24 protein-coding genes and 1 pseudogene are annotated in these 22,826 nt (G+C 61.8%); 5 read left to right on the top strand and 20 right to left on the bottom strand.

Annotation, left to right across the window (positions count from 1 at the left end; genetic code table 11):
• Positions 1-52: 52 nt before the first annotated feature.
• From BLR92_RS02240 to BLR92_RS02220, 5 genes are read right to left on the bottom strand one after another with little or no spacing between them, the layout of a single operon-like run.
• The gene (locus tag BLR92_RS02240) at positions 53-442 is read right to left on the bottom strand and encodes a rhodanese-like domain-containing protein (protein ID WP_089725080.1); all 390 of its coding nucleotides are present in this window, start codon (positions 440-442) and stop codon (positions 53-55) included.
• A 5-nt stretch (positions 443-447) separates the two neighbouring features.
• Positions 448-1,350: a 3-hydroxyisobutyrate dehydrogenase gene (gene mmsB / locus BLR92_RS02235; RefSeq protein WP_089725079.1), complete on the bottom strand. Its 903-nt coding sequence runs from the start codon at positions 1,348-1,350 to the stop codon at positions 448-450.
• Positions 1,351-1,404: 54 nt separating this feature from the next.
• Positions 1,405-2,514 carry an enoyl-CoA hydratase/isomerase family protein gene (locus BLR92_RS02230; RefSeq protein WP_089725077.1) on the bottom strand — a complete coding sequence of 370 codons (1,110 nt, stop codon included), beginning with the start codon at positions 2,512-2,514 and terminating at the stop codon, positions 1,405-1,407.
• Between the two features lie 2 nt (positions 2,515-2,516).
• Complete coding sequence (locus tag BLR92_RS02225; RefSeq protein WP_089725075.1) at positions 2,517-3,314, bottom strand: enoyl-CoA hydratase; 798 nt, start codon at positions 3,312-3,314, stop codon at positions 2,517-2,519.
• Between the two features lie 43 nt (positions 3,315-3,357).
• Positions 3,358-4,527, bottom strand: coding sequence for an acyl-CoA dehydrogenase family protein (locus BLR92_RS02220; RefSeq protein ID WP_089725073.1), 1,170 nt, complete (start codon positions 4,525-4,527; stop codon positions 3,358-3,360).
• 185 nt (positions 4,528-4,712) lie between these two features.
• Between BLR92_RS02220 and BLR92_RS02215 the strand changes: the two genes are divergently transcribed.
• Both BLR92_RS02215 and BLR92_RS02210 read left to right on the top strand, forming a co-directional pair.
• Entirely contained in the window at positions 4,713-5,177 is a 465-nt protein-coding gene (locus BLR92_RS02215) for a MerR family transcriptional regulator (protein WP_089725071.1), read from the top strand.
• Between the two features lie 37 nt (positions 5,178-5,214).
• A complete protein-coding gene (locus BLR92_RS02210; RefSeq protein WP_089725069.1) occupies positions 5,215-6,918 on the top strand; it encodes an AMP-binding protein in 1,704 nt (567 codons plus the stop codon).
• Between the two features lie 62 nt (positions 6,919-6,980).
• Here the strand turns inward: BLR92_RS02210 and BLR92_RS02205 are convergent, their stop codons facing one another.
• The 4 genes from BLR92_RS02205 to BLR92_RS02190 form a co-directional block, all read right to left on the bottom strand.
• On the bottom strand, positions 6,981-7,709 hold the full coding sequence (locus BLR92_RS02205) for an S-methyl-5'-thioinosine phosphorylase (RefSeq protein WP_089725067.1): 729 nt from the start codon (positions 7,707-7,709) through the stop codon (positions 6,981-6,983).
• A 51-nt stretch (positions 7,710-7,760) separates the two neighbouring features.
• On the bottom strand, positions 7,761-8,339 hold the full coding sequence (locus tag BLR92_RS02200) for a hypoxanthine-guanine phosphoribosyltransferase (protein ID WP_089725065.1): 579 nt from the start codon (positions 8,337-8,339) through the stop codon (positions 7,761-7,763).
• Positions 8,340-8,556: 217 nt separating this feature from the next.
• Positions 8,557-9,594, bottom strand: coding sequence for a beta-N-acetylhexosaminidase (nagZ, locus tag BLR92_RS02195; RefSeq protein ID WP_089725063.1), 1,038 nt, complete (start codon positions 9,592-9,594; stop codon positions 8,557-8,559).
• A 128-nt stretch (positions 9,595-9,722) separates the two neighbouring features.
• Positions 9,723-10,382 carry a TetR/AcrR family transcriptional regulator gene (locus BLR92_RS02190; protein WP_089725061.1) on the bottom strand — a complete coding sequence of 220 codons (660 nt, stop codon included), beginning with the start codon at positions 10,380-10,382 and terminating at the stop codon, positions 9,723-9,725.
• Positions 10,383-10,583: 201 nt separating this feature from the next.
• On the opposite strand from BLR92_RS02190, the gene lexA reads away from it, so the two are divergent.
• Both lexA and dinB read left to right on the top strand, forming a co-directional pair.
• The gene (gene lexA, locus BLR92_RS02185) at positions 10,584-11,234 is read left to right on the top strand and encodes a transcriptional repressor LexA (protein WP_089725058.1); all 651 of its coding nucleotides are present in this window, start codon (positions 10,584-10,586) and stop codon (positions 11,232-11,234) included.
• 59 nt (positions 11,235-11,293) lie between these two features.
• Complete coding sequence (gene dinB, locus BLR92_RS02180) at positions 11,294-12,349, top strand: DNA polymerase IV (RefSeq protein ID WP_089725056.1); 1,056 nt, start codon at positions 11,294-11,296, stop codon at positions 12,347-12,349.
• 6 nt (positions 12,350-12,355) lie between these two features.
• On the opposite strand, the gene BLR92_RS02175 is transcribed toward dinB, so the two are convergent.
• Positions 12,356-12,934 carry a TMEM165/GDT1 family protein gene (locus BLR92_RS02175; protein WP_089725054.1) on the bottom strand — a complete coding sequence of 193 codons (579 nt, stop codon included), beginning with the start codon at positions 12,932-12,934 and terminating at the stop codon, positions 12,356-12,358.
• Positions 12,935-13,233: 299 nt separating this feature from the next.
• On the bottom strand, positions 13,234-14,088 hold the full coding sequence (gene purU / locus BLR92_RS02170) for a formyltetrahydrofolate deformylase (RefSeq protein WP_089725053.1): 855 nt from the start codon (positions 14,086-14,088) through the stop codon (positions 13,234-13,236).
• 219 nt (positions 14,089-14,307) lie between these two features.
• Here purU and BLR92_RS02165 point away from each other — a divergent pair, with 219 nt between their 5' ends.
• Positions 14,308-15,909, top strand: coding sequence for a ribonuclease J (locus tag BLR92_RS02165; protein WP_089725947.1), 1,602 nt, complete (start codon positions 14,308-14,310; stop codon positions 15,907-15,909).
• A 129-nt stretch (positions 15,910-16,038) separates the two neighbouring features.
• Here the strand turns inward: BLR92_RS02165 and BLR92_RS02160 are convergent, their stop codons facing one another.
• From BLR92_RS02160 to BLR92_RS02120, 9 genes and pseudogenes are all read right to left on the bottom strand, one after another.
• Positions 16,039-16,329 carry an H-NS family histone-like protein gene (locus tag BLR92_RS02160; protein ID WP_089725051.1) on the bottom strand — a complete coding sequence of 97 codons (291 nt, stop codon included), beginning with the start codon at positions 16,327-16,329 and terminating at the stop codon, positions 16,039-16,041.
• A gap of 188 nt (positions 16,330-16,517) precedes the next feature.
• A complete protein-coding gene (gene moaA / locus BLR92_RS02155) occupies positions 16,518-17,507 on the bottom strand; it encodes a GTP 3',8-cyclase MoaA (RefSeq protein ID WP_089725049.1) in 990 nt (329 codons plus the stop codon).
• Entirely contained in the window at positions 17,504-17,956 is a 453-nt protein-coding gene (moaE, locus tag BLR92_RS02150) for a molybdopterin synthase catalytic subunit MoaE (RefSeq protein WP_089725047.1), read from the bottom strand. The genes moaA and moaE overlap by 4 nt, the downstream gene beginning before the upstream one ends.
• 2 nt (positions 17,957-17,958) lie before the next feature.
• Positions 17,959-18,804 (bottom strand): cyclic pyranopterin monophosphate synthase MoaC, encoded by an 846-nt coding sequence (moaC, locus tag BLR92_RS02145; protein ID WP_089725045.1) that lies wholly within the window; start codon positions 18,802-18,804, stop codon positions 17,959-17,961.
• A complete protein-coding gene (gene moeA, locus BLR92_RS02140) occupies positions 18,801-20,090 on the bottom strand; it encodes a molybdopterin molybdotransferase MoeA (RefSeq protein ID WP_089725043.1) in 1,290 nt (429 codons plus the stop codon). The genes moaC and moeA overlap by 4 nt, the downstream gene beginning before the upstream one ends.
• Positions 20,087-20,659, bottom strand: a complete 573-nt coding sequence (gene mobB / locus BLR92_RS02135; protein ID WP_089725041.1) for a molybdopterin-guanine dinucleotide biosynthesis protein B — start codon at positions 20,657-20,659, stop codon at positions 20,087-20,089. Before mobB ends, moeA begins: the two co-directional genes overlap by 4 nt.
• Before the next feature lies 1 nt (position 20,660).
• A complete protein-coding gene (gene mobA, locus BLR92_RS02130) occupies positions 20,661-21,248 on the bottom strand; it encodes a molybdenum cofactor guanylyltransferase MobA (protein ID WP_281242875.1) in 588 nt (195 codons plus the stop codon).
• Positions 21,249-21,602: 354 nt separating this feature from the next.
• Positions 21,603-22,016, bottom strand: a pseudogene (locus BLR92_RS20200) (ATP-binding cassette domain-containing protein); the annotation flags it as partial.
• Positions 22,017-22,112: 96 nt separating this feature from the next.
• On the bottom strand, positions 22,113-22,820 hold the full coding sequence (locus BLR92_RS02120) for an ABC transporter permease (protein ID WP_089725036.1): 708 nt from the start codon (positions 22,818-22,820) through the stop codon (positions 22,113-22,115).
• Positions 22,821-22,826: the final 6 nt, after the last annotated feature.

Below are 22,826 nucleotides of genomic sequence, written 5' to 3'. Positions count from 1 at the left end.
ATTAAAAATCGCCGCGGCCCGCCAGCCTTTTCTTTCGGCGCTATCGTCAATCTCAATCGTCGATTGGTCCGCCGGCCTCCTTCCAGCCGCTAAAGCCGCCGCCGATATGACAGATCGGGCCGAAGCCCATGCGCTGAAGTTGCTGCGTGGCCAGCGCCGAGCGCTGGCCCTTGGCGCAGAACAACACGTAGCGGTCGTCGCGGGCGAAATCCTCGCGGTGATAGGGCGATTCGGGGTCGATCCAGAACTCGAGCATGCCGCGCGGCGCATGCAGCGCGCCGGGAACGCGCCCCTCGCGCTCGAGTTCGCGCACATCGCGAATATCGACGAAGGTCACGCCGGGCTGGTCGTGCAGCGCCAGCGCCTCGTCGACCGTCAGGGTATCGATTTCCGCCTCGGCCTCTGCGACCAGCTCGGCCACGCTCCTTTGCAGTCGTTGCATGGCCGTCACTCCTTCTCGCCGGCACGATAAAGCCACTGGATGCTCGAAAAATCGAGTCGCCCGTTGCCTTGGGCGGCATGCAGCGCGAACAGGTTGCGCGCTTGAGAACCCATCGGCACCGCGGATTTCGAACCTAGCGCCAACTCCCAGGCCAACCCCAGGTCCTTGGCCATCAGGTCGACCAGAAAGCCGCCCTGATAGTCGTTGGATGCCGGGGCATTTTCCATGACCCCTGGCCATGGATTATAGACGTTGAGCGCCCAGTTGCCGCCGGAGCTCTGCTTCATGATCTCGGACAACACCGCCGGGTCGAGCCCGTTCTTGACGCCCAGCGCCAGCGCTTCGGCGGTGCCGCTCATCAGCACGCCCAACAGCATGTTGTTGCACAGCTTGGCGACCTGCCCGGCGCCGATATCGCCGGCATGAAAGATGTTCTTGCCCATGTCTGCCAATACCGGTTTGGCCTGGGCGAAGCCTTCGCTCGAGCCGCCGACGATGAACGTCAGCGTGCCGGCCTTGGCGCCTCCCACACCGCCCGAGACCGGCGCATCGAGATAGCTCAGGCCGCGCTCGCGGGCCGCTTCGCCGACCACCCGCGCGTCATCGGGGGCGATGGTCGAGGCATCAATGATCAGCGGCTTGCCATCGAGCGCATCGAGCAATCCCGGCTGGTCGTCCTGGCCGAGATAGAGGCTGCGCACATGCGCGCCCGCAGGTAGCATCGAAATCACCACCTCGGCGCCCCGCGTTGCCTCGATGGCGGAGTCGGCGCTTCCAGCGCCGGCGGTTTTCAAGGTCTGAATGGCCGCCTCGACCAGATCGAAGACGACCACATCGTGGCCGGCTTCCAGCAGATTGCTGGCCATGGGCGCGCCCATGTTGCCCAGGCCGATGAATGCGATATGCATGGCATGCTCCTCCGTGACTCGTTGTTGTTCGGTAGTACGACTCGATGCTACGGCTCAAAGATCCTTCAGCGGATGCTCACCAGACGACCACAGCGGCGTCAGAAAATCCTCGACATCGCGCTTCGGCACGCTGGCAACGTCGGCATGCGACCAGCGCGGGGTCTTGTCCTTGTCGATCAGCAAGGCGCGAACGCCCTCGGCGAGTTCACCATGGCGGCAACATTGCACCGACAGGTTGAGTTCGTCGCGAAAGGCATCGGCCAGGCTGGCATGGCGATGTCGCGCGAGCATGCGCCAGACCAGGTGCGCGCTCATCGGGCAGCCCACCTCGAGGCGGGTGCGATTGGCCGCCAGCCAGTCATCGTCGCGCTTATCATTGAGAATCCGCGCCACCGCTCCACTGACATCGGCGGCATCGACCAGTGACTGAATCACATCGAGACGTGGCATGACCTGTGCCGGCGGCGCTTGATCGCGATCCTCGAATTCATGCAGCACATTACGCACCGTGTCATGCGGCGAGGCGAAATCGGCTTCTCGCAGCGCATCGAGCACGACTTGACGCTGGGCATGCGGGATCAAGCGGTCGGCCAGCCCGAGATCGAGCGCATCGCGGGCGTTGAGTTGCGCGCCGGTCAGGCCCAGGTAAGCGCCGACACCGGGTGGCATGCGGTTGAGGAACCAGCTCGCGCCGATATCCGGATACAGGCCGATGGTGATCTCGGGCATGGCGATGCGCGTGGTCTCGGTGGCGACGCGCTGACCGCCGCCGGCCATCAGGCCCAGGCCGCCGCCCATGACGATACCGCTGCCCCACACGATCAACGGCTTGGGAAAGGTATGAATGCGATGATCGAGGCGATATTCACTAGTGAAATAACGCTCGGCAAAATCGCTCGCCTGATGGCCGTGGGTGTCGTCGGTCATCGCGCGGTACAACGCAACGACATCACCACCGGCACACAGCGCTTTATCGCCCGCGCCTTCGAGCCATACCGCGACCACGGCACGATCCGAGGCCCAGGCATCGAGCTTGGCGGTCAACTGGCGAATCATCTCCAGCGACAGCGCATTCAGCGACTTCGGGGCGTTGAGCGTGGCAACACCGATTCGACCGCCGTCGCGGGTCTCTAATTCATCGAACAGCACAGGCAGATCGGACATGCTCAATGGCCTCCCGACTCGGTCGAACCAGTGACCCAGTTGGGCTTGCGCTTTTCGAGGAAGGCACTGACGCCTTCGCGCTGATTGGGGTCGTCGAACAGCTCGATGAACAGCTCGCGCTCGAGCCGGAAGCCATCCGAGATGCCGCGTTCGCGGGCACTCATGATCAAGGTCTTGCAGTGCTTGAGCGCCGTCGGGCTCTGGTTGGCGACGCTCTCGGCCATGGCCAGCGCGCGCTCGAGTGACTCACCGGTCTCGACGACTTCCTCGGCAAGGCCAATGCGTCCGGCGGTCTCGGCGTCGATCTGTTCGCCGCACAGGATGATGCGCTTGGCCCAACCCTCGCCGACCAGCCAGGTCAGATGCTGGGTACCACCGGCGCAGGGCAGCAGGCCGACCTTGGCTTCGGGCAATGCCAGCTTGGCCTGACGCTCGACGATGCGGATATCGCAGGCCAGTGCGCATTCCAGGCCGCCGCCCATGGCGTAGCCATTGACCGCGGCAATACTCACGCCGCGAAAATGCGTCAGCCGCTCGAAGGCACGACCGAAGCGCACCGCCATGGTTGCCGCGGTGGCCTTGTCGCCATCTGCGAAGGTCTTGAGATCGGCCCCCGCCGAGAAGAACTTGTCACCTTCGCCGGTGATCACCAGCGCGGTGATGTCGGCATCCGCCTCCAGATCGTCGACCAGCGCCTCGAGTTCGAGCAACGAGTCGCGTGTCCAGGTATTGGCCGGGGGATTGGCGATCGTCACCCGGGCGATGTGGCGGTCCTTTTCGAGCTTCAAGTATTGATTCATCGATGCCTCTCTTTAAATAAGAATCCTTCGGCGTTGATGGGAGCTATTGCTGCAACGCTTCGACCACGCCGTCCGCGAACAACCGGCGAGCGATGATCACGCGCATGATCTCGTTGGTGCCCTCGAGGATTTGATGCACGCGTGTGTCGCGCACCAGTCGCTCGAGCGGAAACTCTCTGAGATAACCGTAGCCGCCGTGCAGTTGCAGCGCCTCGTTGCAAATATTGAAGCCGATATCGGTCGCCATGCGCTTGGCCATGGCGCAATGCACGGTGGCTTCGGGATCGTTCTGGTCGAGCCGCCAGGCGGCGTGGCGCACCATCAGCCGTGCGCCGACCAATTCAGTCGCCATATCGGCAAGCTTGAACTGCAAGGCCTGGAAAGCTGACAGTTCGCGGCCGAACTGTTTACGCTCGCCCAGGTAGTTTCTCGCCAGCGTCAGGGCATGCTGGGCGGCACCCAGCGAGCAACTGGCGATGTTCAAGCGCCCGCCATCGAGGCCCTTCATGGCCAGCTTGAAGCCCTCGCCTTCCGCGCCGAGACGGTTGCCGACCGGCACGCGCACGCCATCAAAGCTGACCAGGCGGGTCGGCTGACTCTTCCAGCCCATCTTGTCCTCGTTCTTGCCGTACTCGATACCCTCGGCGTCGGCGGGCACGAGAATCGCGGAAATCCCACCGGCGCCGGAATCCGCCGCACCGGTACGCGCCATCACCACTAGCACATCGTTGGCGCCGGCTCCGGAAATGAACATCTTGCTGCCGGTGATCAGGTAATCGTCACCGTCGCGCACCGCCTTGGTGCGCAGGCTGGCAGCATCCGAACCCGAGCCGGGCTCGGTCAGGCAGTAGCAGCCCAGGCGCTCGCCACTCACCAGACTCGCCACCCACTCTTCACGTAACGCTTCGCTGCCCCAGTTGGCGACCATCCAGGCGACCATGTTGTGGATGGTCAGGTAGGCGGTCGTCGAAACGCAGCCCTGGGAAAGTTGCTCGAAGATCAGCGCCGCGTCGAGGCGCGACAAGCCCAGCCCACCGCGTTCCTCGTCGATATAAATGCCCAGAAAACCGGCGTCGCCCGCTCGCTTGATGACATCCACCGGGAAATGCGAGGTGGCGTCCCACTCGGCGGCGTGGGGAGCGAGTTCGATGCGCGAGAAATCGGCTGCGGCCTGTTGTAACGCACGTTGATCGTCGCTTGGGGCGAAATCCATGGCGGCCCTCCTTCAGGCTCTATCTGCCATTGTTAATCTGCATGTCTGGCATGATGTCCGACACTAAACCTAGCATTTGCTAGGGTGCACGCAAGCTATCGCTTGGTCTACTTTACGTAAACGTCAAGCTGATCTAGCCTAGGGCGACACACAGACGATCGATGCGATGACTTGAGGATAGCACCATGCCCGACGCGACCCAGCCCACTGCCGATGTTGCTCATTCGGCTGCCGCGCCAGGCGAAGGCAGACCGCGACGGCGCTATACGATTGGCGAATTGGCCAAGGTTTTCGAAGTCACGCCACGCACCATCCGCTTCTATGAACAGGAAGGCTTGCTGCAGCCGGAACGCCGTGGCCAGACGCGCATCTATCATGAGAAGGATCGCGTCCGACTGAAGCTGACCCTACGCGGCAAGCGCCTGGGATTTTCGCTGGCCGAGATCCGCGAAGTCATCCAACTTTATGACAACGCCCCGGATGGCGATGAACGCCAGTTGCGGCTGATGCTGGATATCCTTGCCGACAAGCGCGCCGCCATGCAGCAGCAACTCGAGGACATTCGCATCCTCCAGAACGAGCTCGACGACGTCGAGGCGCGCTGCCAGGAATCGCTCGCCGCGCTGACGCGGCAACGCAACAAGGACTAGCCGCAGTATCTTTTGACAACAACAAGCAGGAAGCACGATGACAGCCAACCCTTCGACTCCTTCCCAAGCGATGCAAAGCTATGTCAGCGGTGTCAGCGAACTGCCGCTCATGGGCCAGACCATCGGCGACTGCTTCGACGCTACCGTGGCCCGCTACCCGCAGCGCGACGCGCTGATCAGCCGTCATCAGGGGCTGCGCTACACCTGGCGCGAATTGCAGGCGGTGGTCGATCGTACAGCGCGTGCCTTACTTGCCATCGGCGTGACCAAGGGCGAACGGGTCGGCATTTGGGCGCCCAACTGCGCCGAGTGGGCGATTACCCAGTTCGCTACCGCCAAGATCGGCGCCGTGCTGGTCAATATCAACCCGAGCTACCGCACCCACGAGCTCGAATATGCGCTCAATCAATCCGGCGCCTCGACGCTGGTTCTACAGGGCGCTTTCAAGGCGTCGAACTACGTCGATATGCTCAGCGAGCTGGCGCCGGAAATCGCCACCGCCTCGCCCACCAATTTCTCCAGCAAGCGTCTGGCCAACCTCAGCCGGGTGATCTGCCTCGATGCCCAGCGCGCCCAGCCGGGCATGCTGACCTGGGATGCGCTGCTCGAGCGCGCCGGCGAAGTCGATGCCGCAAGCCTTGCCGAGCTACAGGCCACGCTGCAATTCGATGAGCCGATCAACATTCAGTACACCTCGGGCACCACCGGCACGCCCAAGGGCGCCACGCTGTCGCATCACAATATTCTCAATAACGGCCTGTTCGTCGCCGAGCGCATCAACTTGACCTGCGAGGATCGCATGGTGATTCCGGTGCCGCTCTATCACTGCTTCGGCATGGTGATGGGCAACCTGGGCTGCATGACCCACGGCGCGGCGATGATCTATCCCGGCGACGGCTTCGACCCGCTGGCGACATTGCAGGCGGTCAGCGAAGAACGCGCCACCGCACTGTATGGCGTGCCGACGATGTTCATCGCCGAACTCGAACACCCCGAATTCGAGAGCTTCGATCTCGGCTCGCTGCGCACCGGTATCATGGCGGGTTCGATCTGCCCCATCGAGGTGATGCGCCAGGTCATCGACAAGATGCACATGAAGGAAGTCAGCATCTGCTACGGCATGACCGAGACCAGCCCGGTCAGTCTGCAGACCCAGACCGACGCGCCGCTCGACAAGCGCGTAACCACCGTCGGCACCATTCACCCGCATACCGAGGTCAAGCTGATCGACCCCGGTACCGGCGCCGTAGTGCCGCGCGGCGAGAAAGGCGAGCTATGCACGCGCGGCTATAGCGTGATGCTGGGTTACTGGGAGAATCCCGAGGCCACCAACAAGTCCATCGACGACGCGGGCTGGATGCACACCGGCGACCTGGCGGTCATGGATGAAGAAGGCTACGTGGCGATCGTCGGGCGCATCAAGGACATGATCATTCGTGGCGGCGAGAACATCTATCCGCGCGAAATCGAGGACTTCCTGTATACCCATCCGGCGATTTCCGACGTGCAGGTAATCGGCGTACCTGACGAGAAATACGGCGAGGCGGTGATGGCCTGGGTCAAGCTCATCGATGGCGAAACCCTGGACGAAGAAGGCCTGCGCGATTTCTGCCAAGACAAGATCGCGCACTTCAAGGTGCCGCGTTACGTGAAGTTCGTCGATGTCTTCCCGATGACAGTCACCGGCAAGATCCAGAAGTACAAGATGCGCGAGGAAGCGACGCACGAATTGGGCTTATAAAACTAGCTTCGAGCTTCGAAAAGCACAGCCGTTACACGCTATTCGTTGCTTGTTGCCCGTTGCTAGCCGAACATCGCGCCGATCACCCGCTTGACTCGCTCGATGCCATCGCTAAGCGCCGCCTCGATCTCGGCCATGCTGATCTCACGCTCGACCACGCCGGCCGCGGGATTGACCACCAATGCCAGGCAGGCATAGGGGATTTCCAATTCACGCGCCAGTACGGCCTCGGGCATGCCGGTCATGCCCACCAGGCGGCAGCCATCGCGGGCCATGCAGGCTATCTCGGCGGCGGTCTCGAGACGTGGCCCTTGCGTACAACCATAAACGCCGCCTTCATCGATTGCTTCATTAACGCGTTGTCCGGCCACCAGCAGCTCGGCGCGTAGCGCTTCACTGTACGGCCATGAGAAGTCGATGTGTTTGAGTGGCTTGTAGCGGCCATCGAAATAGGTCGCCTCACGCCCGGTGGTGTAATCGATCAGTTGATCGGGCACCACCAGCGCGCCGGGCTCGAGCGATGGATCGATACCGCCGACCGCATTGATACCGACAATACGCGTTGCCCCGGCCTGCTTGAGCGCCCACAGGTTGGCCCGGTAGTTAACGCGATGTGGCGGCAGCTTGTGCGGGTGGCCGTGGCGCGCCAGAAACAGGATGTCATGGCCCTCCAGCGTGCCCTGCACCACACCGGCCGATGCCGCGCCCAGCGGGGTCTCGGCGGAGTGGCGCTTGATCACATCCAGCCTCGCCATCTCGGTCAGGCCGGTCCCACCGATAATCGCCAGCATTGCGCTTCTCTCCTGCCGCTTCTCATTACCAGCCTTGGGTGCGTCTCTGGATTACAGGCCCTTGGGGGCGAAAATTCCCGGCGCATTCCGCCAGTAGCCCTTGTAATCCATGCCGAAGCCGAACACGTAGCGATCCTCGACCTCGAGGCTGCAATAGTCAGCCTTGAGATCGGGCACGGCCTTGCGTTCGTGACGTTTGTCGACCAGCACCGCCGTGGAGATACTCGCGGCTCCAGCCTCGCGGCAATAGCCGAGAATGGCTGCCAGGGTGGTTCCTTCATCGAGGATGTCATCGACGATCACTACGTGGCGGTCGGCCATGGGCACTTCCGGCGAGACCCGCCAGAACAGCTCGCCACCGCGAACGCCGCCGCGATAACGGGTCGCGTGAAGGTAATCGACCTCGAGCGGAAAACCCAGCCGGGTCAGCAAATGGCCGGTGGTGATCAGGCCGCCATTCATCACGCAGTAAAATACCGGCAACTTATCGCCCAGGCTGGCGGTAATCTCCTCGGCCATGCGATCGAGAGCGCGCTCGACTTCATGCTGAGTGATCAGGCAGTCGGCGTTGTCCATCAGATCGCGCATGGTGGCGATGGAAGCGTGGTGATCGGTATCGATTCTAGGCATCGGTTTCCTGCTTGTCTCACTACGGGTGGGCTGAGGGTGTGTTAGGAACTGCTGAATAAATTGACGAACGGAATGATGCGGGCGCCGTTGCGTCGCAAGGAGCCCGGAGCACAGAAGAATTGACATAACATGCAGTTAGGCGATTCTCGACCGGGCTGGCGCACCAGTACCGCGTGACACAGCGATTCGTCCGTGCAGGCATTTATGCAGTAGTTCCTCAGCTTTTGGAAGCCGCGTCATAGGGGGCATCATGCAGCGCCTCGAGACGCGCATGCACGCGTCGCCAGCGGCTCAACGCCGGTAGGGTCTCGAGACTCGGCCGCGCGCGACCGTAGCGCAATTTGGCCGGACGCTTGGAAGCGCGGCCCTGGCAGGCATCCAGTATCGTCAGCGCCGCGTCGCGATCGTTGCATACCAGCAGCATGTCGCACCCGGCATCCAGTGCCGCCCTGGCGCGCTCGGCTGGGCCTCCGGCCACATGCGCGCCAGCCATGGACAGATCGTCGGAGAAGATCGCGCCCTTGAAACCCAACTCCTCGCGCAGCATTCCCAGCCAACTGGGAGAGAAGCCTGCCGGGCGAGTATCGAAGGTACTGTAAACCACGTGTGCCGGCATGACCCCGCCGAGGCGTGGCGCCAGCGCCGTGAAAGGCATCAGGTCATGCTCACGCAATGCCTGGAGGGGGCGGTCGTCCACCGGCAGTTCCAGATGGGAATCGGCGGTGACCCCGCCATGGCCGGGAAAGTGCTTGCCTACCGCCGCCATGCCGGCTTCGCTCAAGCCATCGATGAATGCGCTCGCCATGGCGGTGACCGCTTGCGGGTCGGCGGAAAAGCTGCGGTCGCCGATCACGCTCGAGCGACCGGTATCGACATCGAGTACCGGCGCGAAGGACAAATCCAGCCCGCAGGCGGCCATTTCCATGGCCAGCAGCCATCCCGCGTCCTGGCACAGTTGCAGGCAGCCCTGGGGATCGTCGCCATAGCAGCGGCCCAGCCGCGCCATGGAAGGCAGGCGGGTCACGCCTTCGCGCAGGCGCTGCACGCGACCGCCTTCCTGATCGATACCGAGCAGCAGCTCGGGACGCAGTCGCCGAATCGCCGCGCATAGCTCAATCACCTGACCGGCATCCTCGACGTTACGCCCAAACAGAATCACGCCGCCCACTTCGGGGCGCGCCAGTAACTTGCACTCCGCATTGGTCAGGGCGGTCGCTTCGAGATCCAGCATCACCGGGCCGAGCGGTTGGGTCATGGTCGGATTCCTTGGCTGTGAAGGGTGCCGATTCTAGACCAATGAACGAGGGGACAACAGACGACTCGCCGCGAAGATGCCATCCGACAAGCCCAGCCGACGCCAACGTACGGATGAATAACGAGAAATTATCCTGCCCGCATGGGCGGCGGCTCGGGCAGCGGCGCATTCATGCCCGCGACTACCACCGGGCGCAGACGACGAATCAGATCGCGCACGGAAACATGCTCGCCATAGTCCTGCTCGGCGATGTCACGCAGGGCATCGAGCCCCGAAAGTGTGAAGATCACCGTACCCAACATGAAGTGTAGACGCCAGAAGCGCTCGGAATCCGCTAAATCCGGCGTAGCACGGCGCACCAGTTCGACGAAGCGCGTGAAAACGCTGCCGTAGTGTTCCTGAATGTAACGACGCAAATGCCCCTGAGCCTGGGTGTAGGCCAACCCTAACAGGCGCATGAACACCTTGAGGCTGTTGCGCTCGGCGGGAACCTCCAACACCGTTTGCGCCATGCTCTCGAGCAATACTTCCAGCGGAATCGGCTTATCGCCGTAATGGGCTTCGAGGTCATCCAGCGCGGCATGAAAACGCTCGGTGAATGGATCCAGATAGCGGGCGAAGACCGCCTGAATCAGGGCCTTCTTGGAGCCGAAATGGTAATTCACCGCCGCCAGATTGACCTTGGCCTTGCTGGTGATGTTGCGCAGCGATGTCTCGGCGAAGCCGCGTTCGGCGAATAGCACCTCGGCAGTATCGAGAATGCGCGTCACGGTATCGGTCTGGGCCATGGAGCGGTCTCTTGGCTTATGAACGGGTAAACGAATGTTTTAAACGTCATACAATTCTACGACGACGGCGGAATTTCAACAATTCATGTGTTTTAAACGCAACTCAACATGAGGCGATTTCTCAAACAGCCAGTTACTGGATACAATACCATGCTGTATACTTAATCAAACCCATGACCGAGCGCCAACCGCGGAGGCTCCATGTCCCGAACCCTTACCCCGCGCCAGCAGAACGTCTATGACTTCATCGTCAAGACCATGAGCGAGTTGGGTTATCCGCCAACCCGCGCCGAGATCGCCAGAGCACTGGGCTTTCGCTCGCCGAATGCCGCCGAGGAACACCTGCGCGCCTTGAACAAGAAAGGCGTGATTCGCATGATCCCCGGCACATCGCGGGGTATCCGCCTGCCCGCCCAGGAACATGAAGAAGGCCAGAACCAGGATGGACCCAGCGCCGGCCTGCCGATTATCGGCGAGGTAGCCGCGGGTAGCCCGATTCTCGCTGCCGCGCATATCGATCGCCATTGCCCCCTGCCGCCGGATTACTTCACCCCACGCGCCGATTATCTACTCAGGGTACGCGGACTATCGATGAGCGATATCGGCATTCTCGAAGGCGACCTGCTGGCCGTGCACCGCACCGACCAAGTACGCGACGGCCAGATCGTCGTTGCGCGCCTCGAGGACGACGTCACGGTCAAGCGCTTCAAGCGTGACGGCCACCGGGTCCGGCTACTACCCGAAAACGACGACTTCGCCCCCATCGAAATCGATCTGCGTAACGAGCACCTGGAAATCGAGGGAATCGGTGTCGGTGTGATTCGCGGTGGCAACGGCCAGGCCCTGGGTTAATCAATTCCTAGGCTCGTCCAGACTGCGTTCAGAAAGTGATTTGTCTAGCGATATAGATAATGCGCAAGATCCTGCATGCCGATTGCGACTGTTTCTACGCTGCCGTGGAGATGCGCGACGACCCACGCCTGCGCGATATTCCGTTGGCGATCGGCGGCAGCGCCGAACATCGTGGGGTGATCGCCACCTGCAACTACCCTGCCCGCGCCTATGGCGTGCATTCGGCAATGCCCACCGCACATGCCCTGCGGCTATGCCCCGAGTTGACGCTGCTACCGGCCGATTTCGCCCGTTATCGCGCTGTATCCGAGCGCATCCAGGCGATCTTTCACGAACTGACGCCACTGGTCGAGCCGCTGTCGCTCGACGAAGCCTTCCTCGATGTCAGCGCGGTGACGCGCTTCAAGGGCAGCGCCACCTGGATGGCCAGTTGGCTAAAGGAGGAGGCGCACAAACGCACCGGCATCACGATCTCGGTAGGCGCGGCACCGAGCAAGTTTCTGGCCAAGATCGCCAGCGACTGGGACAAGCCCGATGGACTACAGGTCATCACGCCCGACAACGTCGATGCCTTCATCCTGGCCCTGCCGGTCACCAAGCTACACGGCGTTGGGCCGGCCACGGCGACTAAGCTTGCGGCGATGGGCATCGTCAGTTGCGCCCATCTGCGCCAATGGCCGATGAAAGCCCTGCTCGAGCGCTTTGGCAAGTTCGGCCAACGGCTTTACGAACTGGCAAGAGGTATCGACGAGCGACCGGTGCGCGTCGAGCGCGAACGCAAGTCGGTGAGTGCCGAGAATACCTTTCATCGCGACTTGCCAGGGCTCGCCGCCTGCCACGCCGAGCTGCCGACCTTGATCGAGCGCCTGAGCCAGCGACTCGAACGTCATGGCAATCCACCGATCAAAGGCGTGTTCGTCAAGGTACGCTTCAACGATTTCACGCTAACCACGCTGGAGGGCCCGGGCCACCAGGCCGAACCCAACCGTTTTCATACGTTGCTCGACGAGGCCTGGGCGCGTGGCAGTCGCCCGGTTCGGCTGCTCGGCGTCGGCGTGCGGCTGGTCAGCGTCGATGCCAGTCAGCAACTGACGCTATTCGACGATGCGACATGACGCCAATCACCAGCCGCTCAGCGCGTGCGCCTCGAACAATAACGCCCAAATGCCCAGCATGATGAAGATCAGGCTAGCCAGGCGCTGAATCCAGCGTACCGGCAGTCGCTGGCAAAAACGCTGGCCAAGCCACAGAACCGGCGCATTGGCCGCCAACATGCCCAGGGTGGTGCCTACGGTCACCGCCAATACATCGGCGAACTGGGCGCCGAGCAGTAGCGTGGCGATCTGCGTCTTGTCGCCGATCTCGGCAAGGAAAAACAGCACGAAAGCCGTGAAGAAGACACCTCGCCCTGGCGGGCCGGCTTCCAGCGTCTCTTCGCCATCGGGCTTGAGCAGCCACAGGCCGACCCCCACGAAAGCCGCCCCCAGTAGCAAGCTCATCAACCGCTCATCGATCAGCGTGATCAATTCGGCCCCAAGCCAGGCGGAAACGCCGTGATTGATCAACGTAGCCCCACAAATGGCTGTCAGAATCGGCCAGGGGCGGCGATAGCGCGCGACCAGCAGCAGCGTCAGCAGTTGGGTCTTGTCACCGATCTCGGCCAAACCCACGGCCAGGATGGAAGTCAGCAGGGCGTCCAATGATGGCTCCACGGGCCGGCGACAAAACTTCAGAACATCGCGCGTCGCCGGCCCCCGGAAACACGCCATATTCTGAGTCTCGTCAGGCCGAACACCCAAGGCTCGGCTGCCTACACCATGACCGCATAGCGGCCAACTTTGTTGATACAGGCCTTTCTCTGGACGCCTGGAAGGAAGGCAGCAAACTGCCGAATCAGACGGGTGGAAAGCGACTACTCCCCCAAAACGGTCGTTACTATATCGGGTTGTCCGAATACTGCCAAGCACGCTAATAACCTGGCCAACTGCCGACTACCCGCTTACGCGAAAACCACCGTCTTGTTGCCGTGGATCAACACACGATCCTGCAAATGCCAACGCAGGCCACGCGCCAATACCGCCTTCTCCACATCGCGCCCGAAACGCACCAGGTCGTCGGCATCATGGCAGTGCGAGATGCGATGAATATCCTGCTCGATGATCGGCCCCTCATCGAGCTCATCGGTCACGTAATGGCAGGTCGCCCCGATCAATTTGACCCCACGATCGTAAGCCTGATGATACGGCTTGGCACCGGCGAACGATGGCAGAAAACTGTGATGGATGTTGATTACTCGACCCGCGTAGCGCCGACACAGGCGCGGCGGCAGAATCTGCATGTAGCGCGCCAGCACCACGCAATCGGCGCTAACCGAATCCACCAGTCGCTCGACTTCGTCGAATGCCGCCGCCTTGGTATCAACACTCACCGGCACATGATGAAAGGGAATGTCGTGCCCCTGAACCAGCCTGCGCAAATCGTCGTGATTGGAGATCACCCCCACGATGTCGCAATCGAGCTCGCCGGCCGTCCAGCGATACAACAGGTCGACCAGACAATGAGATGCCCTGGACACCATCAGCACCACCCGCTTGCGCAGCGCCGTATCGTATAGCGCCCAGCGCATCTCGAACTCATCGGCGATCGGCCCGAAGGCTTGGCGCAACCCTTCGGCATCCAGCGAAACGGAGTCGGCCTGGATCTCGTAGCGCATGAAAAAACGCCCGGTGGCAAGATCGGAATGCTGGCTGGCTTCGGTAATCGAGCCGCCCTGGCTGGCAATGAACCCCGACACTCGCGCCACGATACCCACGCGATCGGGGCAGGAAACGACGAGTCGATAGAAACGCGACATGAGATACCCGCACGAACGTAAAAGGCCTGGAGGAGCCAGCTATTGTAGCGAATTCAGCGACTTTCGGTCACCTTCGTTGTGGCCCTGCCCCGCTATCACGTATAGTGAAAAGCCCATGACAACCTCGTGTCGATGATGTTTCAGCCCCGCGTACAGATCCGCGCCCGCCGCCGCCCGCCCTTGCATTTCATGCCCTTGGGGGGATGCGGCGAAATCGGCATGAATCTCAATCTGTACGGTTTCGATGGTCAATGGCTGGCGGTCGATTGCGGCATGATGATTCGTCAGGACCTACCCGACGCGCCGCTGCAAGTTCCCAATATCGACGACCTTCCCGCACTCGGCATCGCGCCACGCGCATTGATCATCACCCATGGTCACGAAGACCATATCGGTGCCGCCGCCTGGCTATGGCCGCATTGGGGCTGTGACATTCATGCCACGCCACTTGCCGCCGGTCTGCTGCGTGCCAAGTTCGTCGAACGCGGCCTGGCCACTGATGCGATTCGCGTCATCGAACCCGGTGAGGCGCTGGAGTGCGGGGCCTTCACGCTGCGTTACCTCCCTCTCACGCATTCGATTCCCGAAAGCTGCGCTTTGCTGCTGGCTACGCCACATCATCGCGTCCTGCACACCGGCGATTGGAAACTCGATCCCGAGCCACTGATCGGCGAACCCGTCGATGCCGAGCTGTACCGTTCGCTGGCGCCAGTCGACCTCGTGGTCGGCGACTCCACCAACGCTCCCCTACCGGGCCACTCGCGCAGCGAAGGCGAGGTGGCCCGCTCGCTGGAGCGCACGCTGGGCGATTGCCAGGGGCGGGTCATCGTCTCGTGCTTCGCCAGCAATCTGGCACGCGTGCTCGCCGTAGGGCGTGCCGCTGCGCGCTGTGGCCGTCGTGTCAGCCTGATGGGACGCTCCATGGAGCGCATGGTGAGAATCGCCCGTGGCCTGGGGTATCTGGAGGACTTTCCAGCGCTGGTACCGGTTCGCGATCTCGGCTACCTGCCTGCCGATGAAGTGCTGGTGATTGCCACCGGCAGCCAGGGCGAACCACGCGCCGCGCTGTCGCGTCTCGCCCAGGGACGCCACCCTCATTTCGAACTTCAGCAAGGCGATACGGTGATTTTCTCGGCCCGCATGATCCCCGGTAATGAGCGTTTGATCGAGCGCCTTCACGCGGGCCTGCAACGCCTCGGCGTCAGCATTCTCGAGGAAACGCACCACCCCGAGTTACACGCCTCGGGGCACCCTGCCCAGGATGAACTGAACACCTTCTACGAGTGGATCAAGCCGCGTCATTTGCTACCGGTACATGGCGAGCATCGCCACCAGAACGCCCACCGGGAACTGGCCGAAGCCCGAGGCATCCATGCGCCGTTGATTCCCGTCAATGGCGATCTGATTCGTTTCGATGCCGACGGCTTGACGCGCGAGGCGCGTCACCCTCAGACCCCGCGAATCGTCAGCCAGGATGAGGTGCTTGCCCTGGAAGGTCTGGCGGCGCCTCAGGGCGATCGCCGTGAGCGTCATGGCCAGCTTTTCCTGATGTTGCCGGTCATGACCGCCCAGCCAACCGGCTGGCTACGTATCGGCCGCCTGCTGATCGATTACAACACCTCGACCGCGCTGGATGAAACCGGCTTCGCCGATTGGCTCGATGACACACTGAGCCGACTCGACGCGGAAAATCTCGTGCAACTGCGCGACCAGCTTCAGCCTCGCCTGATGCAATGGCTCGCCGATCATCTGCGTCACCTGCCGATAGTCCACCTGCAACTGGTGCCGGCGGAAGCCGATATTTCGACATCCAGCGGTTGAGAGTCAACCGGCCAAGGAAGAGCATTTGGCGCAATCACCAACAAGGCAAAAAAGAAGTGGGCCTCAAGGCCCACTTCTTTTTTATGACTTCTGTACTCGGCGACACTAATCGCGACTATATATCAGCACTCAAGCCTTGGCATTCTTCTTGGGTGGACGACCGCGACGACGCTTGGGTTGTTCACCGACCAGATCGTCGAGCGACAAACCGGCTTCATTGATCGCTTCACGAATTTGCTCGAGTTTACGGGCCTTGAGCGCGTCGTCTTCCTTGCGACGGTGCTCTTCTTCCTGTTTCTGTTCGATCACTTCACCAATGACTTCCGCCAATTTGTGCAACTGTTCCATGCTCAATTGACGTGCGGCCGCTCGGGCAACGTTCTTGTTACGGGCGATTCTTTCTAGTGATTCGGTAGACATTGGCCTCCTCCATACTGAGGGTCGAGTGACCGCACCAAGGATTATTATTGTAAAAAGTATATGCCCACACTGGCATTTGGCAAGCAAAGCTTGCAAGAAATTGCTAACGGTGATTTGGCGATTAGCGGATAAAAGACATCGCAGTGACCATTATCATGGCCGGTAATGATCGCTGCTGTCGTAGAAAATCAACCGCCGGTCATGTTCATGAAGCGCACCACCTGAACGTCGCCATCGGTAGTGAAATGATGGCGTTCGGGCTTGAGCGACATGGCCTCGACGATACGCGACTTGAGCGCATCGATGTTGCCGGGGTGGCGACGTAGCACCTCGCGCAGGTCCACGGAGTGTTCGTTACCCAAGCACAACAGCAGGCGACCTTCCACGGTCACCCGTACGCGGTTGCAGGTGGCGCAGAAGTTGTGGCTGTGCGGTGAAATGAAGCCGATTCGCGAAGGGCTATCGGGCATGCGGAAATAACGCGACGGGCCCAACGTAGTTTCGGTGGTGGGCAGCAGTTCATATTGCGTCTCGATGGCCGCTTGAACGTCGTCGCTCGAGCAGTAGGTTTCCCCGCGCGAATGATCCGACACATCGCCCAGCGGCATCTCCTCGATAAAGCTGATGTCCACGCCTTCCCTACGAGCGAAATCGACCAGTTCGAGCACTTCGTCGTCGTTGCGCCCCTTGAGAATCACCGCATTGAGCTTGATACGCTCGAAACCGGCATCCTGAGCGGCGTGCAATCCGTCGATCACCTTGCCTAGATCGCCGGTGCGCGTCAGGTGTTTGAAGCGGCTTTCATCGAGTGAATCGAGACTGATATTGAGACGCTGCAATCCGCCCTGGCGCAATGCCTTGGCATGCTTGACCAGGCCGGCGCCGTTGGTCGTCATGGCAAAGTCCCTGAGCCCGTCGAGCCGGCCGATATTCGTCACCAGTTCCTCGATGCCGCGCCTGACCAGGGGTTCGCCACCGGTCAGGCGAATCTTTTCCACGCCCAGTTCGGTAAAGGCTTTCGCCACCGTGGTCAGTTCTTCCAGAGTGAGCACCTGGGCGCGGGGCAGAAACGTCATCTCCTCGCTCATGCAATAAACACAGCGGAAATCGCAGCGATCGGTAACCGAGATCCTCACGTAGCGGACGACGCGCTCGAAGTCGTCGATCAATTGTGTCATGAGGCCTCCCAACGCTGTGCGGCGTGCTTGTCGGTATCGCGTTCGGCCACCCAGTAATGACCCTGGGCGGTGTGCTCCTTTTTCCAGAAAGGCGCGCGCGTCTTGAGATAATCCATGATGAAATCGCAGGCTTCGAAAGCGGCCCGACGATGCGCGCTGGCAACGGCCACCAGCACGATAGGATCGCCAGGAGCCAGGCGCCCAATGCGATGAATCAACCGCACGCCCTGCAAAGACCAGCGACTGCTGGCCTCGTCGACGATACTCTCGAGCGCCTGCTCGGTCATGCCGGGATAATGTTCCAGCGTCAATGCCGCGACATCCGGGCGCTCGTTGAAATCGCGCACCAACCCGGTAAAACACACCACCGCGCCGATATCGCTACGCCCATCGATCAGGGCATTTTGCTCGTCGCCGGCATCGAAGGTCGCGGTTTGCACACGAATCATGTTCAACCTCCAGTGACCGGGGGGAAGAAAGCCACTTCATCGCCATCGGTCAACGGCGTATTTTCGGCGCTCATCACCTGGTTGACGGCGCACAGCACGCGTCGTTCCCCAAGCAGCGAGAAACGCGCGTCGTGCACCTTCAAGGCCGCCTTGAGACCGGCGACATCCGGTGTATCGAGCGCTTCAAAAGGAATTTCGAGGTCGCTGACGCCGAGCCGTTCGCGCAGCTCGGCCAGGCATTTCACGTAAATACAGGGTTGCTCGGGGCGCGGAGCGACACCGACACGACCGTCCTGACACTCGCCGGTGACGATGGGCATCGCGCTGGCTTGCATGGCGCCCGGCGAGGCGTCCTCCAACACCTTATCATCGGCCGGCTGACGCCGATAATCGCCCGACTTGCCACCGGTCTTGGTATCCAATTGGATATCGCCGATCTGCATGTCCTTGTCGACCGCCTTGCACATGTCATAGAGCGTCAAGCAGGCCACCGAGACCGCCGTCAGCGCTTCCATTTCGACACCCGTTCGGCCATTGAGCCGACAGGTCGCCCGAACATCGACGCAGGCACTGGCCTCGTCGAGCGTGAATTCGATGGCCACCTTGGATAACGCCAGGGCGTGACAAAGCGGGATCAGTTCATGGGTGCGCTTGGCGGCTTGAATACCGGCGATGCGCGCGGTTGCCAGCACATCGCCCTTGGGCAGCCCACCCTCGGCCAACAGCGCCAGGGTTTGTGGCCGCATGCGGATACGCCCGCTGGCTACCGCCTCGCGGCGGGTTTCTGTCTTGTCGCCGACGTCGACCATATGGGCCTCGCCGCGCGCATTGAGATGAGTCAGGCTCATGTCAGCTCCCCGAAGGGTTGTAGGGTCACGGTCTCGCCCGGCGCAACGTCGCCGCGGGCGTTTCCGATCTCGATCAGGCAATTGGCCGTCACCATCGACGACAGGATACCCGAACCCTGGCGCCCGGTGCTGCGTACATGCAATTGCCCCTCGTCGTCGCAGTGATAATTACCCCGATGATAATCGACCCGGCCCACGCGGCTCTTGAGCGGTTCGTCGGCGATGGCCATCAGTCGCTGCGGCTGCCAGTGAATCTCGCCTTGCAAGGTGCGCAGCAAGGGTTGGACGAACTGCAAGAACGTCACCATCACGGCAACCGGGTTACCGGGTAGACCGAAAAAAGGTACCCCGCGTTCGCCCAGCACGCCGAACGCCAACGGCCGCCCGGGCCGCATGGCGATGCGCCAGAAACCCAACCGACCACTTTGAGCCAGCGCGGTCTTTATCCAATCGGCCTGGCCCACCGATACGCCGCCGCTGGTAATCACCATATCGGAGACGCTCGCCGCATCGTCGAGTGTCGCACATATGCGTTGGCGATCGTCGGCGAGGATGCCCAGATCGACGATCTCGCAACCCAATGCGCTGAGCAAGCCGCGCAGCGAGAAGCGGTTGGCATCGAAGATGCCGGCCGAAGGCAACGACTCGCCGGGGGCGGTCACTTCGTCCCCGGTCGAGAATATCGCCACCCGCGGACGACGATGCACCCGCGTTGTGGCGATGCCCAGCGAGGCCAGCAGGCCCAAATGCTGGGCTCGAAGCCGCGTGCCCGCGTTCAGCGCTATCTGGCCACGCTGGATGTCCTCGCCGGCACGCCGTACATTCTGACCGCGGCGCACCGTCTCTGCGTGCCGCACTTCGACCCAGCGTCGCGGCCCTTGCCGTTCATCGAGGAGCGACTCAACGACGAGTTGCTCATGCATGATGACCGTATCGCACCCCTCGGGCAGTGGCGCGCCGGTGGTAATCATGACCGCCTCATCGGCTGCCAGGCGTTTTGCGAAACGCGCACCGGCCAACACCTCGCCGACGACTGCCAAACGCGGCACTTCGGTCCCGGACCAGGCTACTTGAGGCAGTGTCAGGGCAATACCGTCCATGGCGGCATTGGTGTTCTGCGGCACGTCGATCGATGAGGTCACATCCTCGGCCAGCACCCGCTCGGCCAACGAATCCAGCGCCACCGTTTCGGCGGCGAGCGGGCACGGCGTGAGCTCGCGCAAGGCCGCCAGTGCCTCGTCGACACTTAGCATGCGCTCGCCAAGATCGAAACAGGACAGGCTCATACATGGACTCCCGACTCGCGCGCCCGGCGGCGCTCGGGCCATTGACTTGACCAGGCGGCGACATAAGAGGCCAATGCGCCGAGATCGTTGAGATCGAGTAGCTCCACCGCATCTGGCAATGCTAGCGCCTCATCACTGGCCACGGCATGAATCCAGGCATCCTCGAAGGCCAATAGAGGCTTGCCGAGCGCCGGGCGGTGCAATTCCAGCTTGGGGAGCGGCCAGGCCTTGAAGCCCTCTATCAGCACCAGATCCGGCTCGAGCGGCCTGACCTGATCGATCAGCATCGCCAGATCCGCGTCCTCGCGACCCGGTGTTTCCATCATCAGCGCGAAGCGCGCTCGCGATGCGACCAGCATCGGCATCGCTCCGGCCTCGCGTAGACGATGGCTATCCTTGCCCGGCTGATCGACATCGAAGTCGTGATGAGCATGCTTGATCACCGCCACGCGCCGGCCATGCTCGCCCAGGCGCGGCAATAGCGCTTCGAGCAGCGTGGTTTTACCCGTGCCGCTCCAAGCCGCGATACCCAACAACGGCAACGTTTCATTGGCGAGATCGAGAGTCATGTCATCCTGTGTCGAGAGACCGTTTGGCCAGTGCCGCTTTATCTTCAGGGCTATTGAGATTGGCGAATGCCCCAGGCTGGTCGCTGAAATCCACGTGGCACCAGGCATGGCGCGCATACCAGCGGTCGATTTTGCGCTCGCCCCCAACCAGGGCCTCGCCCAGATCGTCGACCAGCGAACGGCGAATCAACGCCACCACCGGGTGAGCACGCTCGCCGTCATGAGCCACAGCGATATCGCCATCGCCCATGTCATCGCGCAGGCGCACCACGAGATCCGTCGGCAGCGCCGGCGTATCGCAGGGCACCACCATTACCCATGGCGTCGAGGCTGCCGACAGACCGCTCCAGATACCCATCAGCGGGCCTTGGAAACCGCCTTCGCGATCCTCGACCACGCGAACCCCGAGCTCACGATAGGCATCCAGCGAGCGGTTGGCATTGATCAGCACCGACCCCGCCTGGCCCTGGACCCGCGACAGCACATGAACAATCAGCGGGCGCCCGACGAAGTCCGTCCAGCCCTTGTCGACACCGCCCATGCGGCGCCCCTGGCCACCGGCCAGAATCAGCACGGTTATGTCATCCACGCTCGTTTCATCCAGGCTGCTTCGTTCAGTGGCGGCTTCACTCAAAGGCATACCGACTCCAGTAAGCCGCGAAATACTCGTCGAAGAAAGTTGTCCATTTGGTCAGATTAGCATCTGTAGCCAGCGTCGCCCAGCGTGCGGGGCGCTAGCCTTTGGTTTCAGACTAACGCAGACGCCAGATTAACGCAGGGCAGGATTAGACTCACGTCGCTGAGCGACATCATCGAACAATACCCCGTCACGCAAATGCCAACGCCGCTGGCAACGCGCGGTCAGCGGGCTGGGATGATGAGCGCTCATCAGAATGGCGCAGCCGGCCAGAGCCAGATCGTCGATCAACGCATCGACATCGGCGATGGCGCGAGCGTCCAGAGTCGCGGTGGGTTCGTCAAGCAGCAGAACACGTGGCTCCAGCAGCCAAGCTCGGGCTAGTGCCAGACGCAAGCGCTCGCCGCCGGATAGCGAGCGCGCCGGTTGACGGGCGCGCTCGCCCAGGCCGCACCAGTTCAGCATGCCCAAGGCTCGCTCACGAGCATGGGCGCGCTCGAGCCCATGCCAGCGCGCCGCGAGAAGCAGATTGTCCAGCACACCGGTATCGAACATATAAGGGTGCTGATGCAGGTAAACGACCCACCCCGGGCATGGCGGAACCAACGACTGTCCATCGAGCGTCCAGCGAACCCGCCCCAGACGCGGTGGTTCGAGGCCCGCCAGCACCCGCAGCAGCGTGGTCTTGCCGCTACCGTTGTCGCCTTGCAGATGGACCATTTCGCGACCCGACCAATGCAAGCGGTCGATGGTCCACAAGGTGTTTCCGGCAAAGCCATGATCGAGCGCTTCGATGTCGAGCATCTCCACCACCTTTCAAGAGCTGAATATCTGGCGGCCACGGCCACGCAGCATACCCAGTAACAGATTCAAGATCAGCGCCAGCAGCAGCATCACCAGCCCCAGAGCGATGCCCTGGGCATATTCGCCCTTAAGGGTCTCCAGGGCGATAGCCGTGGTGATGTTGCGGGTGAAGTGCTCGATGTTGCCGCCAACCATGATCGCGCACCCTACCTCGGCAATCACTCGTCCGAACGATGCCACCACCGCCGCCATCACGCCGAAACGCGCCTCGCCCAGCAGTCGCCACAACGCCGCCATTTTCCCTGCGCCATGCAAGCGCGCGGTTTCCCAGGCGCGCTGATCGATGCCCTGCAAGGCGCTGTGCAGCATCGCCACCAATAGCGGCATGGCCAGCAACCACTGGCCGATGATCATCGCCGGTTGAGTGAACAGCAATTGCCACTCGCCCAACGGGCCACTGCGCGACAACAGCATGAACAGCAGCAACCCGACCACCACGGTCGGCACCGCCATCAGGGTATTGGCCAGCGAGATCAGCAGCCAGCGCCCGGGAAACACCACTCGCGCCAGCACCAATGCGATCAACAGCGCTGGCGGAATGGCAAACAGCATGGCGGCGAGCGAGACACTGAACGAGACACCGATGATCTCCCATAAATCGGGATCGAACGACAGCAGTAGCACTAGCGCATCGCCCGTCGTTTCCAGTAGTTCGTGCATCGCTGC

It is taken from the genome of Modicisalibacter muralis, assembly GCF_900102945.1.
GTDB classification, from domain to species: Bacteria; Pseudomonadota; Gammaproteobacteria; order Pseudomonadales; family Halomonadaceae; genus Modicisalibacter; species Modicisalibacter muralis.
This window is presented reverse-complemented; position numbering and strand designations above follow the sequence as displayed.

Coding starts and splice junctions, on each gene's coding strand:
- moaA (WP_089725049.1), bottom strand. CDS start 17,507: ATGACACAATTGATCGACGACTTCGAGCGCGTCGTCCGCTACGTGAGG.
- nagZ (WP_089725063.1), bottom strand. CDS start 9,594: ATGACCCAACCGCTCGGCCCGGTGATGCTGGATCTCGAAGCGACCGCC.
- BLR92_RS02160 (WP_089725051.1), bottom strand. CDS start 16,329: ATGTCTACCGAATCACTAGAAAGAATCGCCCGTAACAAGAACGTTGCC.
- BLR92_RS02210 (WP_089725069.1), top strand. CDS start 5,215: ATGACAGCCAACCCTTCGACTCCTTCCCAAGCGATGCAAAGCTATGTC.
- BLR92_RS02190 (WP_089725061.1), bottom strand. CDS start 10,382: ATGGCCCAGACCGATACCGTGACGCGCATTCTCGATACTGCCGAGGTG.
- moaE (WP_089725047.1), bottom strand. CDS start 17,956: ATGATTCGTGTGCAAACCGCGACCTTCGATGCCGGCGACGAGCAAAAT.
- BLR92_RS02230 (WP_089725077.1), bottom strand. CDS start 2,514: ATGTCCGATCTGCCTGTGCTGTTCGATGAATTAGAGACCCGCGACGGC.
- moaC (WP_089725045.1), bottom strand. CDS start 18,804: ATGAGCCTGACTCATCTCAATGCGCGCGGCGAGGCCCATATGGTCGAC.
- dinB (WP_089725056.1), top strand. CDS start 11,294: ATGCGCAAGATCCTGCATGCCGATTGCGACTGTTTCTACGCTGCCGTG.
- BLR92_RS02240 (WP_089725080.1), bottom strand. CDS start 442: ATGCAACGACTGCAAAGGAGCGTGGCCGAGCTGGTCGCAGAGGCCGAG.
- BLR92_RS02200 (WP_089725065.1), bottom strand. CDS start 8,339: ATGCCTAGAATCGATACCGATCACCACGCTTCCATCGCCACCATGCGC.
- mobB (WP_089725041.1), bottom strand. CDS start 20,659: ATGACTCTCGATCTCGCCAATGAAACGTTGCCGTTGTTGGGTATCGCG.
- BLR92_RS02205 (WP_089725067.1), bottom strand. CDS start 7,709: ATGCTGGCGATTATCGGTGGGACCGGCCTGACCGAGATGGCGAGGCTG.
- BLR92_RS02215 (WP_089725071.1), top strand. CDS start 4,713: ATGCCCGACGCGACCCAGCCCACTGCCGATGTTGCTCATTCGGCTGCC.
- BLR92_RS02220 (WP_089725073.1), bottom strand. CDS start 4,527: ATGGATTTCGCCCCAAGCGACGATCAACGTGCGTTACAACAGGCCGCA.
- lexA (WP_089725058.1), top strand. CDS start 10,584: ATGTCCCGAACCCTTACCCCGCGCCAGCAGAACGTCTATGACTTCATC.
- mmsB (WP_089725079.1), bottom strand. CDS start 1,350: ATGCATATCGCATTCATCGGCCTGGGCAACATGGGCGCGCCCATGGCC.
- purU (WP_089725053.1), bottom strand. CDS start 14,088: ATGTCGCGTTTCTATCGACTCGTCGTTTCCTGCCCCGATCGCGTGGGT.
- BLR92_RS02225 (WP_089725075.1), bottom strand. CDS start 3,314: ATGAATCAATACTTGAAGCTCGAAAAGGACCGCCACATCGCCCGGGTG.
- moeA (WP_089725043.1), bottom strand. CDS start 20,090: ATGAGCCTGTCCTGTTTCGATCTTGGCGAGCGCATGCTAAGTGTCGAC.
- BLR92_RS02165 (WP_089725947.1), top strand. CDS start 14,308: ATGAATCTCAATCTGTACGGTTTCGATGGTCAATGGCTGGCGGTCGAT.
- BLR92_RS02120 (WP_089725036.1), bottom strand. CDS start 22,820: ATGCACGAACTACTGGAAACGACGGGCGATGCGCTAGTGCTACTGCTG.